Here is a 14701-nt window from a genome sequence, read left to right as displayed (position 1 = left end):
CTTCCGTCGGCGCCGAGCGTGCCGCTCTCGACGATCGGGCCCTTCGCGCCGCCGGCCGAGAAGGCGACCCACGTCTCGTTCGAGTCCGCGGTCCCGTTGGTGTACTGGTGGCCGAGCTTGCGCGTGCGAACGACCACTTCGACCTCGACCGTCTCCCCGGGGACGAGGCGCGGCCGCTCCGGGCCGATCGGGAGGACGCGGTCGCCGCGGCGGATCGCGAACACGTCGGCCGTGAGCGACCCCTTCAGGAACTTCTCCGTCAGCTGCTCCATCTCGCGGTCGCCGCGCACGGCGGGAAGCGCGGTGTTCGCCGCCGGAAACGCGTGGTCGTGCACGAATCCGCCCCGGCTCCCGAACTCGTCCGACGGGTAGGGCGGAAGATGGCAGTCGCGGCAGGCCTTCGGCGCCGGGGGATCGTAGAAGGACCGGACGGCGAATCCCGAGACCCCCGAGTCCTGCCACGAATCGTAGTGGTCCTGGCCGCGCATCCACTTGTAGTCGTTCATGGGGGGCAGGAGCGCGACCTTGTGGCAGGTCGAGCAGAACTCCGGCTGGCGCATGAACGGCTTCAGGAACGTCTGCCGGTGGAGAGACGGCTCCATGCGGATGAGGAGCTTGTTCACCTCGTGCAGATAGGGATTCCTCGAGAAGGCGAACGGGTACTGCTTCGATTCCTCGATGACGTAGGACCCGTTCCCGGAGACGTCCTTGATCTGCGCGATCGAGTGGCAGGACATGCAGGTCAGGCCCTGCTGCGCCTCGAAGTCGTCGTACGTGAACCGGTGGAGCGTCGCCTTTCCCATCTTGCCGGAGAAGAGCACGACCGGGTCGTGGCATCCGGCGCACCATTTCGTCTTCTCCCGGCCGGCCGTATCGGCCATCAACTCGACCGACCGGCGGTAGAAAGGGTTGTTGAACGAGCTGAAGTGATGGGCCGACTTCGCCCAGCGCGCGTAGCTCCCGGGATGACATTCCTGGCAGTAGGAGTTCGCCGACAGCTTCACGGGGTCGAGGAGCCCCTGGTCGAAGGTTTCCGCCGAGGAGAGGAAGTACTGGGTGTCGCCGTTGCGGTTGACGACGCGCCGGGGAGGCTTCTCCGTCAGGTGGAGCACGGCCATCACGGCCAGGAAGCCCGCGACGGCGCCTCCCCACGCCGCGACCTTCCGGAACGCCATCTGGTGGGTGTGGGCGCGGCGGTGGAGGATGAACGCGATCAGGGCGGCGGGTGTGGCGAGGACGTGCGCCAGGTAGATCGGCCGATTCCGGATCGTCGCGCCCTTGAACGTCATCAGGAGCCCGGTCGTCGTGACGATCACGGCGAGGGTCGCGATCGCGAGGCCCGCGTACTTCGCCCGGAGGTTCCGCATCCGGATCATCCGCTTCGCGTGCGTCAGGGCGAACGCGAAGAACGGGATCGAAAGAAGCAGCCCCAGCGCGAGATGGAGCAGGAGCATGGCCATGAAGAACGAGGAGTATTTCGTGAACGACAGGAGGTAGATCGAGTCCGCCGCCATCAGGCCCAGGGGGACGAGGAGGATCCGGTAGAGCCGCCGTTGCCAGGGGAGGAGGACGCCTTTGGGGGCCGGAGTCGGAGGGGCGCCGGACATCGGAGGAATCTTACCCCGGGGCGCGCGCGGGTCAGTCGCGGCGGTTCGGTCCGGCCGCGAGCCATTCGGCGGCGTCGCGGAAGGCTTCCGGGGGAAAGCCCGCGGACGTCCGATACCACTTTTCGCGCACGCAGTCCCGGGTCGCGGGGAGGTCGGGCAGTTCGTCCCGGACGGTGCGGCGGAAGAGCTCGACGGGAACGCACGCGGCTCCGGCCTCCGGCCGGAAGTCCGGAGGATCGAAGAGCGCCGCCGCCCGGATCCTCGGGTCGGACAGCACGTCGCCGGCGCGCGCGGAGAGGACGGTGACTTCCGCGATCGCCGTGTCGACGTGCCGCGGGAGCTCGGCCAGGAGCCCGTCGATGCCCGCCCGATCGAAGGGCGCGAGCTCCGCCACGATGCAGCCGCGGTCCAGGAGATCCTGCCCGGCGGCCTTCGCGAGAGTGCGATCGACGACGACGAGCGGCAGCGGACGCGGGGGCGCGGGCTTGCGGCGGTTGGGGTAGACGGACCCGGGCAGGAGGGGCTCGAAGACGGCGGGGACGACGACCCGCACGCTCCGGTCGCGCAGCCGGAGACGGAACGAGCGCTGTTTCCCGGGAGCGGCCGGCGCCGGCGCCGCGGCGAGCAGGAGGACGAGCGCGATGCCCCGCTTCAAGGCGCGCCTTCCTTCCAGACGAGGAGGCCCGGGGCGACGTTGCGGCGCACCTCGCGGCTCCCGTCGGGCCAGCGGACTTCGATCGTTTCGGCGGCGGCGGCGGTCCCGAGCCCGAAATAGAGCTCCTTCGCGGAGCACGACAGATAGGACGAGCCCGCGCGGACTTCGCGGATCTGCGCCATCCCGCCCGAGCTCAGTCGAACGACCGCGCCGATCGCGTCGCGGTTTCCGGGCGATTTCCCGACGAGCCGCAGCGTCAGCCGCCGCGGCGTCGTCCAGCCGTTCCGGTAGACGAGGACCGGACCGCGGAAGGTCGAGAGCGCGATGTCGGGCGCGCCGTCGCCGTCGAGGTCGCCGAAGGCGAGCCCCCGCGTGTCGGCCCGCGTGTCGAATCCTTCGAGCCACGCGTCGTCCTCGAACCGCCCGCCGCCGAGGTTCCGGTAGAGATGCTTGCGCGAGTGCGAAGCCATCCCGTCCTTCCCGAAGTCGATCCCTCCCCAGTAGCCGTCGTGGAACGCGACGCCTTCGGCGGACATCTCGTTCCAGAACTTCACTTCGTCGCTCCGCCCGTCCGGCGCCGCCTCCCACATGCCGTTGACGACGAGGAGATCCTCCCGCCCGTCGCCGTCGAGGTCGACGAGCTCCGTTCCCCAGGCCCAGCCCCCCTCGGCGACCCCCGCGGATTCCGACGTCCGCTCGAACGTGCCGTCTCCGCGATTGCGGTAGAGGCCGTCCCCCTGGCAGCGGCGGAGCAGCATCGGGACGACGATCGGCCGGGCGACCGCCTGGACGACGGCCGGGAGCGGCGGCATCGGCAGCTTCGGCGAGCGGATGAGCCACCGGTACGGAGAGGAGAAATCCGCGACGTGGAGGTCGAAACGCCCGTCGTTGTCGTAGTCGCCCCACGTCACTCCCATGCCGTAGCCGTCGTCGAGGACGCCCGCCTTCGCGGCGACCTCGCGGAACCGGGGCGTTCCCGGCGTCGACACGTTCTCGTAGAGGCAGTTCTTCCCGAAGTCGTTGGCGACGTAGAGGTCGTCGTCGCCGTCGCCGTCGTAATCGCACGCCGAGGCCGCGAACGCCCAGCCGCGATCCGTGAAGCCGGCGCTCTCCGTTTCGTCGACGAAGAACGGCTTTCCGCCGCGCGGGACCTGCCGGAAGAACCGGCTGCCGGGCCCGTTCTTCCCGGAGTACGCGGGCCCGGTCGTCCGTGCGTCCCCGTAGGCGGCGACGAAGAGATCGAGCCGGCCGTCGCCGTCGGCGTCGAAGAAGACGGCCGAGGTGTACGTTCCCGAGAGACCGGCCAGCCCCGATTCCGCCGTGACGTCCCGGAATTTCCCTCCTCCCTCGTTGTGGAGGAGCCGGCACGCGGAGTAGGCGTAGGTGAGGAAGATCTCCGGTCGGCCGTCCCCGTCGAGGTCGGCGGCGATCCCGCCCGCCGCCTCCCCCGGGGGAAGCCGGTCGAGCCCCGATCCCGCCGTCGCGTCGCGGAACCGCCCGCGGCCGTCGTTGAGGAGCAGGCGCGGATGCAGGCTGGGCAGAAGGATGTCGAGGGCGCCGTCGCCGTCGAAATCCGCGAGCACGATGCCGGGATGGTGATGCGTGGCGGGGATGCAGTAATTCGTCTTCTCCGCCGGGTCGCACGCCTCGTGGGTCGCGGCGACTCCCCACGCGCGCGAGACCTCCTCGAGGTGCGGCCGGGCGCTCCGCACGGCGGACTCGCCCTCGGCGCGGCAGCCGGCGACCGCCCAACCGCTCTCGCCCCGCTCGAGGTCGAGCGCGAACCGTTCGTCCGCGAAGACCCGCGCCGCGGGATCTCCGCGGCGGAGTCCGGAGAGGACGACTCGGACGCGCATCCGGGCGGAGCGTTCGGGGCGGCGCGGGAAGCCGACGATCGTCGTCTCGACCGTCGCGCCTTCCGCGGCCTGCTCCCGCCAGCTCTCGGCGGCCGCGCGAATCGGCGCGGCGGGGGCCCCGGCGAGCGGGGCCGCCGCGCGCCCGGTGCGGAAGAGCGCGTCGACGTCGGCGGCGACCGAGGACGCGCCGCCGGTGTATTCGGAGATCGTGGGGAGAGCCGGAGGAACCGCGCAGGCGGCCGCGGCGAGGAGCGCGGCCGCGACGGGAACCCGGAACGTCACGGGCGAAATTGTACGACTAGGCCCGCTCCCGCCAGATCCCCGCTTCCGGCTCGTGCGCGGCCGCGAGCCGCTCGCGGTGAGCGGCGAGGAGGTCGCCGCGCGTGATGATGCCGACGAGAGCACCGGAGCGGTCGATCACCGGGAGCCGCCCGACGTCCTCGCGGACCATGTGGTCGGCCGCCTCCCGGAGGGAAGAGTCCTCGAAGACGGCCGCGGGAGCCCGGCCGAGCAGCCCGCCCAGAGGACGCGCGCCGTCGGCCGCCGGATCGAGGAGGTTCCGGCGCGTGAGGACGCCGCGGAGCGTTCCGGCCGCGTCGACGATCGGGAAGCCTTGGTGCGCGCTTCCGGGCACTCCGGCCGCGATCCATTGGCGCGCCGAATCGAGCGTCTGCTCCGCGGCGAGGGTGACGACCTCCCGCGAGCAGGCGTCGCGCACGAGGACCTGCCCGAGGAAGTCCGCCTCGTAGTCGGCGGGGACCCGCACGCCGCGCCGCGAGATCTTCTCGGTCATGATGCTCTCGCGCATGAGGAGCGACGACACGAGGAACGCGGCGGTGCATCCGCCGAGGAGCGGCAGCAGGCCGAGGGGCTGGAGCGTCGTCTCGAAGGCGAAGACGACCGAGGTCAGCAGGGCGCGGGAGGCCCCGGCGAAGATCGCCGCCATCCCGACGAGCGCGGCGATGCGGACGTCGATTCCCGCCCGGGGAAACGCGACCGCGAGGCCCGCTCCGAGGAGCGCGCCGAGCGCGCCGCCGATCGTGAACAGGGGAGCGAGCGTGCCGCCCGACGTGCCGCTCCCGAGCGAGATCGCCCAGGAGAGGAACTTCAGGATCCCGAGCGCGGCGAGCGCCGAGAGCGTGAGCTTCGCGGAGACGATGTTCTCGATGTTGACGTAGCCGACCCCCATCGTGTCGCCCCGGAACCAGCCGATCACGCCGACGGCGACCGCGCCGAGCGCCGGCCACCACATCCAGTGGATCGGCAGCTTCTCGAAGGCGTCCTCGACCGCGTAGACGGCCCGCGTGACGCCGACCGCCGCGAGGCCGACGATCGCTCCGAGCGCGACGTAGAGCGCGAGGGCGCCGCCGCTCGGCGTCGAGAGCGTCGGCATGGGGAAGACGGGCGCCGATCCGACGAGGACGAACCGCATGCCCGTCGCCGCCGCGGAAGCCAGCGCCACGGGAACGAGCGAACGGGCGCGGAACTCGAAGAGCAGGAGCTCGACGGCGAGAAGGACGGCGGAGACGGGGCTTCCGAAGGTCGCCGCCATCCCCGCCGCCGCTCCGGAAGCGAGGAGGATCTTCCTTTCGACCGCGGTCGTCGGGACGAGCTGCCCGATGAGGGACCCGAGCGCGCCTCCGGTCGCGATGATCGGTCCCTCCGCGCCGAAAGGTCCGCCGGTGCCGATGGCGACGGCCGCCGAGAGGGGCTTCAGGAACGTCACGCGGGGAGGAATCCGGCTCTTGTTCAGGAGCACCTGCTCCATCGCCTCGGGAATGCCGTGGCCGCGGATCGCCTTCGAGCCGAAGCGCGCCATCAGCCCGACGATCACGCCGCCGACGATCGGAACGGCGATCACCCAGGCGCCGAGGGAGTTTCCCGCGGGAGACGCGAACGAAAAGGAGAAGCGCCCGTAAAACGCGATGTTCGTGATCAGTCCGATCAGCAGCACGAGCGCACGGGCGACGAGCCCCGCCGCCAGCCCGAGCGCGATCGCCCAGGCGGAGAGCGTGATGACGCGCCGATCGACGGCAGGCCCCCGAGACGGGACGCGGGCCGAAACGAGAGCGGTTTCGAGCGAAGGCGCGACCGCGAGGCCGCCCTTCGTCCCGGCCGGCGAGGCCGTCGGGTCAGGCACGCCGGTCCCGGCTCTTCGCGGCGGTCTCTTCCTTCTCGAAGAAGAGGGCCGGAGACGCTTTCCCGATTCCGGAGACGAGCCGGGCGAGGCTCGCCCCGAGCACCCGGCGTTCGGCGGGCGGCAGCGATTCGATCGCCCGGACGAGCCGGCGCTGGGCCGAGTCGGGGGAACGGCGCAGGAGGGCGCGACCGCGCGGCGTGAGGGTCAGCCGGACCCGGCGCCGGTCCCGCGCGTCGGGGTGGCGCTCGACGAGCCCCCTCTCGGCGAGGCGGTGGACCACGACCGAGACGGAGCTCTGGTCGGTCGCGGTTCTCGCGGCGAGGTCGTTGACCGACTGCGCGTCCGCTTCGGCGAGCTTCTGGAGGACGAAGAGCTGCGCGCCCGAGATGCCGGCGCGATTCTGCGCCTGCCGCGCGGACAGGCGGAGGCTCTGGACGAGCCGGCGGATCCCGTCGAGCACCGGCCGCACGCCGGGCGAGGGGAACGCCGCGCCGGCCGGGGAAACGCGCGTGCCGTTCCGGGCGCGGCGCCCGGCCGGCGAATTGGATGGAGTCCCATACATCTCCCTCCGACGATATCCGAGCGGCGCCCCCGCCGCAAGAGGGCCGCTCGTGTAGGATCCGCGGATGCGCGAGGTGCTCGTCCTGTCGGCCGTCCGGACGCCGATCGGGAAGTTCGGCGGCGCGTTCGCCGGGCTCTCGGCCGCGGACCTCGGGACGGCGGCGGCGCGGGGAGCCCTCGCCCGCGCCGGCGTGCCGGCGGAGGACGTGACCGAGACGATCTTCGGGCACGGCCGGCAGGCGGGCGGCGGCCCCAACTCCGCGCGGCAGGTCTCGCATCGGGCCGGGGTTCCCGACGCCGTCCCGGCGTTCACGGTCAACAAGGCCTGCGCGTCTTCCCTGAAGGCGATCACGCTCGCCGCGCTGACGATCGCGGTGGGCGAGAACGAGGTCGTGCTCGCCGGCGGGCACGAATGCATGTCGGCGACCCCGTACCTCCTTCCCCGGGCGCGATTCGGATACCGGATGGGAAACGCGGAGCTCGTCGACGGGATGACGCGCGACGGGTTCCTGTGTCCGTTGTGCGGCGAGCTCATGGGAGAAACGGCGGAGCGCCTCGCGCGCGAATACGGAATCTCGCGCGACGAACAGGATCGGTGGGCGGTCGAGTCGCAGCGCCGGGCCGCGGCCGCCCGGGCGGACGGCCGGATGTCGGCGGAGATCGTTCCCGTGGAGATCGAGACGCGAAAAGGGAAGTCGGTCGTTTCCGAAGACGAGCACCCGCGTCCCGAGACGACTCTCGAGTCGCTCGCGCGGCTGCCGGCGGTCTTCGCCGCGGAGGGGACGGTGCATGCGGGCAACGCCTCCGGGATCACCGACGGGGCCTCGGCGCTCGTCGTGTGCTCGCGCGATTACGCGGAGAGCCGCCGGATCTCCCCGCTCGCGCGGATCGTGGCGTGGACGTCCGCGGGGGTCGATCCGGCGCGCATGGGGATCGGGCCGGTGCCCGCCGTCCGGCGGCTCCTCGAGAAGACCGGCCACGCGCTCGCGGACGTCGACCTGATCGAGCTGAACGAGGCATTTGCCGCCCAGGTGATCGCGTGCGAGCGGGATCTCGGGTTCGACCGCGCGCGCGTGAACGTCAACGGCGGCGCGATCGCGCTCGGGCATCCGATCGGCGCGACCGGGGCGCGGATCGCGACGACCCTCCTGCACGAGATGAAGAGGCGGCGGGCGCGCCGCGGGATCGCGACGCTCTGCGTGTCGGGAGGGATGGGGATGGCCGTTCTCTTCGAGGCGGCGCGATGAGGATCGTCGTCACCCTGGAAGACGGCACGGGCGGCGACGACTACCTCGGTTCGCTCGCCGCGGCCGGCTTCTCCTCCGGAGAGATCGCGGTTCTGCGTTCCGGGGATCTTCCGCCGTTCGAATTCGACGGGCTGGTGCTCGCGGGAGGCGAGGACGTCGATCCGCCGCTCTACGGCGAGTCCGCGCGGCCGGGCCTCGGGGAGGTCAATCGCCGGCGGGACGACCAGGAGCTCGGGCTGATCGCCTCCGCGCGGAGGCGCGGCGCTCCGATCTTCGGGATCTGCCGCGGTCTGCAGATCGTGAACGTCGCGTGCGGAGGGACGCTCGTGCAGGACATCCCGACCGAGATCCCGTCGCCCGTCGAGCATCAGATTCGCCGCCCGAAGGACGCGATGGCGCATGCGGTGACGGTCTCGGGCGGCGCGTCCCTTCCCCCCGGAACGTTCTCCGTGAACTCGCGGCACCACCAGGCGATCGCGCGGCTCGGCGCGGGCCTCACGGCCACGGCGCGGTCCGCCGACGGCGTGGTCGAGGCGGTCGAGGGAGAGGGAATCGTCGCGGTCCAGTGGCACCCCGAGAACCTCCGGGAAGATCCCGTTTCGCGGCGCCTCTTCCGGACGTTTCGAGAAGCGGTCGCCGGCCGAGCGACGCGAGTCGGGTAGACTCCCGAACTTTGAGCCGGATCTTCCGGGTCGAAAGGAACGAAACGATGAGATCGAGCTCCCCGGGAAAGATTCGCGCGGCGGCGGTCGCGTGGGCGGCGATCGCGCTCCTCGCCGCGGTCTCCGCGCCCGCTCAGGACGAGAAGAGCCCGGCGAAACCTCCCGCTCCGAAGACGGCCGGCGCCCCCGCTGCCGCGCCCTCCACCGAGACCCCGTCGCTCCACGAGCCCCGGAAGGTGGGGGAGGGGGTTTGGGCCGTGATGACGAAGGGAGGCGCGAACGCGGGCTGGTTCCTCTTCGGCGACTCCGTCGTCGCGGTCGACGCGGGACGCTCGAACGCCGACGCGGAGGAGCTCCTCGCCGACATCGCGGCGACCGCGGGAAAGAAACCCGTCTCGTATCTCGTCCTCACGAACGATTTCGGGCCGCATGCGGGAGGCGTGGAAGCGTTCGCGAAACGGGGCGCCGCGATCGTCTGCGACGAGAGGTTCGCCGCCGGATTCCAGGAGGTCGCGTCGAAAGCCGGCGCACCGTCGGCGGTGCTCGGCGTCTCGATGCGTCTCGTGCTCGCGCGCGCGGGCCGGCACGTCATCATCCGGCACCTGGGACCGGCCGACAGCGCCGGCGATCTCGCGGTCTTCCTCCCCGACGAGAAGATCCTCTTCTCCGGAGATCTCGCCGAGTCCGTGCTCCTCCCGCCGCTCTTTTCGAAGTCGATCGATCCCGAAGGTTGGCTCGGGGCCCTCACGGTGCTCGGGAACCTGAACGCGAAGGCGCTCGTCCCGGGCTACGGCCCGATCGGCCCTCCCGAGGGGATCGCCGCGACGCGCGATTACCTCGAGCATGCGATTGCCGCCGCGCAGACGATCGTCCGGGAGAAGATCAAGGACGATTTCCTTCCGACGCGCATCGGGCAGCCGGATCTGCGGATCAACAAGCTCCCCCCGGAACTCGCATCGAGCCACGAGGCGAACATGCGGGCGCTCGTCGCCTACTACCGGGCCAAAGCCGAGAAGGCGCCGGCTCCGCCCGGGAAACCATGAGCGACGTTCCCGTTCTCCCCGCGGATCTCTACATCGACGGGCGGTTCGTTCCCGCGCTCTCCGGCCGCCGGTTCGCGACGACCAATCCCGCGACGGGAGAAGTCCTCGCCGAAGTCGCGGAAGCGGGGCCCGAGGACGTCGACGCGGCCGTTGCGGCCGGCCGCCGGGCGGTCGAGAGCGGCCCGTGGAAGGAGATGACGCCGAGGCAGCGCGGCAAGGTGCTCCTCCGCGCCGCCGACCTCCTGGCCTCGCGGGCCGACGCATTCGGCGCGGTCGAGACGCGAGACAACGGAAAACCGATCTTCGAGTCGGCGAAGATCGACATGCCGGCGGCGGCCGAGGCGCTCGCGTACTTCGGCGGCTGGGCCGACAAGATCGCCGGGAAAACGCTGCCGTCGCGCGCCGACGCGTTCCTCTTCACGTGGCGCGAGCCGATCGGCGTCGTCGGGGCGATCACGCCGTGGAACTTCCCGCTCCTCCAGGCCATGTGGAAGATCGCTCCCGCGCTCGCGTGCGGAAACGCGGTCGTGCTGAAGCCCGCTTCCCTCACTCCGCTGACCGCGCTCATGTTCGCCGCGCTCCTGGAGGAGGCGGGCCTGCCGCCCGGAGCCTTCAACGTCGTCCCCGGCCCGGGAGAGCGCGTCGGGAGCGCGATGGCGGAACATCCCGGGATCGACAAGATCACGTTCACGGGAGAGACGGAGACGGGGAAGAAGATCCTCCGCGCCGCGGCGGGCACCGTCAAGCGCGTTTCCATGGAGCTCGGCGGAAAGTCGCCGAACATCGTCTTCGCGGACGCCGACCTCGACGCGGCGGCGCGCGGCGCGTTCAACGGGATCTTCTACGGAAAAGGGGAGGTCTGCGCCGCGGGCTCGCGCCTGCTCGTCGAGGAATCGGCGCACGACGCGCTCCTCGAGAAGATCGTCGACCGCGCGAAGAAGACGGAGCCGGGCGATCCTCTGCACCCGAAGACGCGGCTCGGCGCGCTCGTGTCGGAGCGGCAGCGCGACACGATCGCGGGATACGTCGAGGGCGCCGTCCGCGAAGGGGCGGCGCTCGTGGCCGGAGGACATCGCCGGGACGTCGGCGGCAAAGGCGCGTTCTTCGAGGCGACCGTCTTCGATCGCGTCGATCCCTCGATGACGATCGCGCGGGAGGAGATCTTCGGCCCCGTCCTCGCGACGCTCACGTTCGATTCGCCCGAGGCCGCGATCGAGCTCGGGAACCGCGTGCGCTACGGCCTCGCGGCGGCCGTCTGGACCCGCGACGTCAAGAAGGCGTTCCGCGTCGCGCGGGCGATCCGCGCCGGGACCGTGTGGATCAACACCTACAACATGTACGACCCGGGCCTTCCCTTCGGCGGCTACAAGGAGAGCGGCTTCGGCCGCGAGCGCGGGGAGGAGGCGATGATGGAGTACACGGAGCTCAAATCCGTCTGGGTGGATCTGACCTAGAAGGCGCAGACCACACCCACGGCCGGGTTCCGGCGGGCGTCTTCCGACACGTCTTGCCGGTGCGCTTCGGTCGCCGAGTCCGGAGCCGACATCTCCTCCCGGGGGCGGCGATCGACGCGCATCGCGCATGGCCTTCCCCTTGCACAACGGCTAGCCCGGAGGAAATCCGCATGGGCAGCAAACCGAATCGACTGAGTCTCCTGTTCGAGAATTTCGCGCGCGCCGTGACGCGGTTCACGGGAAGCACGCTGGCGTTCATCGTCGCGGCGGCCGTCATCGTCGTGTGGGGCGCGACCGGTCCCGTCTTCCATTACTCGGACACGTGGCAGCTCGTCATCAACACCGGCACGACGATCGTGACGTTTTTGATGGTGTTCCTGATCCAGCGGTCGCAGAACAACGACTCCCGGGCCGTCCACCTGAAGCTGAACGAGATCGTCGCGGCACTCGAGGGAGCGAGCAGCCGGCTCGTCAACGTCGAGGACCTGAGCGAGGACGAGCTGAAGGTGCTCCACCACTACTACCAGCGGATCGCCGAGCTCGCCAAGCACGACAGCAGCCTGAAGGAGTCGCACTCGATCGAGGAGGCCGCGGCGCGGCACGAAGCGCGGATGGCGGCCAGGGGCGGGCGGAAGGAGAAGACCGCGGCTAGGTGACCCCGCGAGCGGGGGAGGCGGTTCGCTCCCGCCGGACGGCGGCGGCGAGGGCGGCGCCGCCGAGGAGCGCCGCGGCCGCGGCGGCGGCGAGTCCCGCCGGAAGATGCGGAGGCGCATACGTGAGCGTCACGCGGTGGCGGCCGGGCCGGACCGCGACGGCGAGGAGCGGCCCGTCGGCCCTCCCGGTCGCCAGAGGTCCCCGCTCGTCCCGGGCCCGCCAGCCGCCGTCCTGCACCTCGCTCGCGACGACGACCGCGGGCTCCGCGCCCTCGAGCTGCGCCGTGAAGGCGAGCGACCGGCCCGACGAGGAGATCGCGGAGATCGCCGGCGCCGGGCCGCCGTCCCTGGCCGGGAGCGGCCGTTTCCCGTCGGAGACGACGAGAGCCTCGTCGCCGTCTCCGATCCGGCCGACGAGCTCGGCCGGCCCGAGCCCGAACGCGGCGAAGGCGTCCTCCGGGTGTCCCGCCGGCGTCTTTCCGACGATCCGGACCCTCCGCGGCGCCCAGACACGGGCGCGGACGGTGCGGTTCCGGAAGACGTTGCCGTCGCGCCCCGAATAGACCGGCTCCCATCGGGGCGCGGGGAGGGAGGCGTCCGGAGCGGCCACGGCGTATTCGACGTTCAGGAGGTCGAACAGGGGGGCTTCGGGGTTCCGGAACGTCTTGAAGTACTCCTCCGGCGGGTACCCGGCGGCCGCGTCGAGGAACTCGACGTAATCGCGGCGCTCGAGCGGGTCGTGCGTGCGGACGTCCTCGACGCCCGCAAAGACGTTCGACCCCGGGAACAGGGCGGTCGCGACGCCGAGCGTGCGGAACGTCCCGGGCCGGCTCCGCAGGAAATCGACGAGCGGGGTGGCGGGGAAGACGGCCGAGGACCGTCCGAACCGGTCGAGCGGACGCGAGATCGCGAAGAGCTCCGCCACCGACCCGACGGCAAACGCGGCGAGGACCAGCCGGCTCCGCGTGGAGGCGCGAAGCCGCCGTCGCGACGCCAGGATGCCGGCGGCACCGACCGCGGCGGCGACCGAGCCGGCCAGGCCGAAGTAGAGCGCCTCCGCGCGGAGGCCCCCGAGCGCCGCGTACGCATGCCGGTATCGCAGGAAGACGCCCGCCGCGAGAAGAGCGAACGCCGCGGCGGCGGCGGTCGTCCAGAGCGACCGCCGCCGGTCGGCCGTGACGTCGCGCCGCCACCGATCGAATTCCAGCGCCGCGAGGGTCGCGACGCAGAACGGGATCCATCCCTGGAAACGCAGGGGCAGCATGATGCCCAGGCCGGGAACGCGCGTGAGAATTTCGACCGCCGGCCAGGTCCAGGTCGACGCCGCGACGGCCGCGGCGATCGCCGCGGCGAGCGCGAGCGTCTCCTTCCGGCGGCGCGACCCGGGACGGAGCGTCATGAACGCGAGGATCCAGGCGGCGGCGCCGGCGTACCCGGACGAGACTTCCGGAAAGGAGTACCCGACCCGAGGAAACATCGGCGCGTTCACGGCGTCGCCGTACGCCGCCGGAAAGAGCGGAACGACGAACCCCGGCTTCCACCGGGGCGCGTGCGGCGGCCAGGCGGCCGCGACGGACGCTCGGATGCGTTCCGCGTTCGCGCGCCGGTTCGACGCGCGGATCGCGTCGAGCTCGGGGAGGAGGAGGGGAGCGGAAAGCCCGACCGCGACGACGGCGGCGACCGCCGCGGATCCGATCACGGCGCGCGGCGACGACCATCCCCGCGAGAGGAGGCGGAAGACGGTCCAGAGGAGGGCGAACGCCGCGCCCACCGCGGCGCTCTCCGGATGACCCGAGACGGCCCACGCGACGAGGACCGCCACGAGGAGCGCGGCGGAGCGCGCCCGTCCGCGCGGGTCGTCGAGACGTTCGAGCAGGAAGAATGCCCACGGCCAGAGCGCGACGACCGACGCGAACGGCCACGGAAGCCAGACCGTCATGAGGAGCGAGAAACCGAATGCGAGCGCTCCGGCGAACGCCGCGGATCCCGAGCCGCCGAGCTCGGCGATCCAGAGCCATGTCCCCGCGAGGGCGACGAGGAGCCGGAGGGCTTCGGCGAGAGTGAACGAACGCCCGAGCGGCAGGGGAAGGCCGGCGAGCGTGAACGGGGAGAAGGCGCCCGACTGGCCGTTGGCGGCGAGCGGCATTCCGGAGCCGTTCCAGCGATCGAGCCAGGGAACGACTCCGCCCTTCCAGGAGGAACGGACGGCTTCCGTCCACGGCGCGATCTGAAGCGCGATGTCGTTCAAGTTCGGGTTCCGGGGGGGCTCAGGATTCCCGAACGGAGCGGGAAGGACGGTCCACGGGTAGACGAGCCGGACGTCCTGCACGGGGATCGCCGTCCTGTCCGATACGAAGCCGGGAAGGAGATGGAGGACCGGGAGGAGCACGAAAGCCGAGAAGGCGAGCCCCGGGATCGGGCGCTTCACGAAGCGCGCGGCCCCTCCGATCGCCACCGCCCCCGCGGCGTAGAGGACCCAGAGAAGGAGCGTCAAGCTGGGCGGAGTCTACAGGATGGATCGCTGTGCACGGCCCTTGCATCGCGATCCCGCATGAGCATCGAAGAGCTTCCCCGCCGCATCCTGATCGTCGAGGACGATTCCCGCCTCCGCAGCGGTCTGGGCGACCTGCTCCGACAGAACGGATACGAGGTCGTCGCCGCCGCGACCGGCGAACAGGGGATTTCGCACCTGCGTTCGGAGACGCGCACGGACCTGATCGTCCTCGATCTGCGGATGCCGGGGATGAACGGATGGCAGTTCCGGTCGGAGCAGCGCCGCGACAGCGCCCTCGCCTCGATTCCCGTGATCGTCGCGACGGCCGA

Annotated in this window: 12 protein-coding genes; 6 read left to right on the top strand and 6 right to left on the bottom strand. The window is 71.5% G+C overall.

Annotated elements, in window-relative coordinates; translation table 11 throughout:
* The 5 genes from VFS34_04995 to VFS34_04975 all read right to left on the bottom strand — a co-directional run.
* The coding region (locus tag VFS34_04995) for a multiheme c-type cytochrome (protein HET9793799.1) at window positions 1-1607 on the bottom strand (1607 nt) is incomplete at its 3' end.
* Window positions 1608-1638: 31 nt separating this feature from the next.
* Window positions 1639-2262 carry a hypothetical protein gene (locus VFS34_04990; GenBank protein HET9793798.1) on the bottom strand — a complete coding sequence of 208 codons (624 nt, stop codon included), beginning with the start codon at window positions 2260-2262 and terminating at the stop codon, window positions 1639-1641.
* The gene (locus VFS34_04985) at window positions 2259-4400 is read right to left on the bottom strand and encodes a CRTAC1 family protein (protein ID HET9793797.1); all 2142 of its coding nucleotides are present in this window, start codon (window positions 4398-4400) and stop codon (window positions 2259-2261) included. Before VFS34_04985 ends, VFS34_04990 begins: the two co-directional genes overlap by 4 nt.
* Before the next feature lie 16 nt (window positions 4401-4416).
* Entirely contained in the window at window positions 4417-6258 is a 1842-nt protein-coding gene (locus VFS34_04980; protein HET9793796.1) for a chloride channel protein, read from the bottom strand.
* Entirely contained in the window at window positions 6251-6820 is a 570-nt protein-coding gene (locus VFS34_04975) for a MarR family winged helix-turn-helix transcriptional regulator (GenBank protein HET9793795.1), read from the bottom strand. Before VFS34_04975 ends, VFS34_04980 begins: the two co-directional genes overlap by 8 nt.
* A 64-nt stretch (window positions 6821-6884) precedes the next feature.
* Between VFS34_04975 and VFS34_04970 the strand changes: the two genes are divergently transcribed.
* From VFS34_04970 to VFS34_04950, 5 genes are all read left to right on the top strand, one after another.
* Window positions 6885-8066 carry an acetyl-CoA C-acetyltransferase gene (locus VFS34_04970; protein HET9793794.1) on the top strand — a complete coding sequence of 394 codons (1182 nt, stop codon included), beginning with the start codon at window positions 6885-6887 and terminating at the stop codon, window positions 8064-8066.
* Complete coding sequence (locus VFS34_04965; GenBank protein HET9793793.1) at window positions 8063-8728, top strand: gamma-glutamyl-gamma-aminobutyrate hydrolase family protein; 666 nt, start codon at window positions 8063-8065, stop codon at window positions 8726-8728. Before VFS34_04970 ends, VFS34_04965 begins: the two co-directional genes overlap by 4 nt.
* A 47-nt stretch (window positions 8729-8775) precedes the next feature.
* Window positions 8776-9771 carry an MBL fold metallo-hydrolase gene (locus tag VFS34_04960; GenBank protein HET9793792.1) on the top strand — a complete coding sequence of 332 codons (996 nt, stop codon included), beginning with the start codon at window positions 8776-8778 and terminating at the stop codon, window positions 9769-9771.
* Window positions 9768-11225 (top strand): aldehyde dehydrogenase family protein, encoded by a 1458-nt coding sequence (locus tag VFS34_04955; protein ID HET9793791.1) that lies wholly within the window; start codon window positions 9768-9770, stop codon window positions 11223-11225. The genes VFS34_04960 and VFS34_04955 overlap by 4 nt, the downstream gene beginning before the upstream one ends.
* 170 nt (window positions 11226-11395) lie before the next feature.
* On the top strand, window positions 11396-11881 hold the full coding sequence (locus VFS34_04950) for a low affinity iron permease family protein (protein ID HET9793790.1): 486 nt from the start codon (window positions 11396-11398) through the stop codon (window positions 11879-11881).
* On the opposite strand, the gene VFS34_04945 is transcribed toward VFS34_04950, so the two are convergent.
* The gene (locus tag VFS34_04945; GenBank protein ID HET9793789.1) at window positions 11874-14372 is read right to left on the bottom strand and encodes a hypothetical protein; all 2499 of its coding nucleotides are present in this window, start codon (window positions 14370-14372) and stop codon (window positions 11874-11876) included. The two genes, VFS34_04950 and VFS34_04945, sit on opposite strands and share 8 nt — an antisense overlap.
* A 57-nt stretch (window positions 14373-14429) precedes the next feature.
* On the opposite strand from VFS34_04945, the gene VFS34_04940 reads away from it, so the two are divergent.
* The coding region (locus tag VFS34_04940; protein HET9793788.1) for a response regulator at window positions 14430-14701 on the top strand (272 nt) is incomplete at its 3' end.

This window comes from Thermoanaerobaculia bacterium (assembly GCA_035717485.1).
In the GTDB taxonomy this organism is placed as follows: domain Bacteria; phylum Acidobacteriota; class Thermoanaerobaculia; order UBA5066; family DATFVB01; genus DATFVB01.
This window is presented reverse-complemented; position numbering and strand designations above follow the sequence as displayed.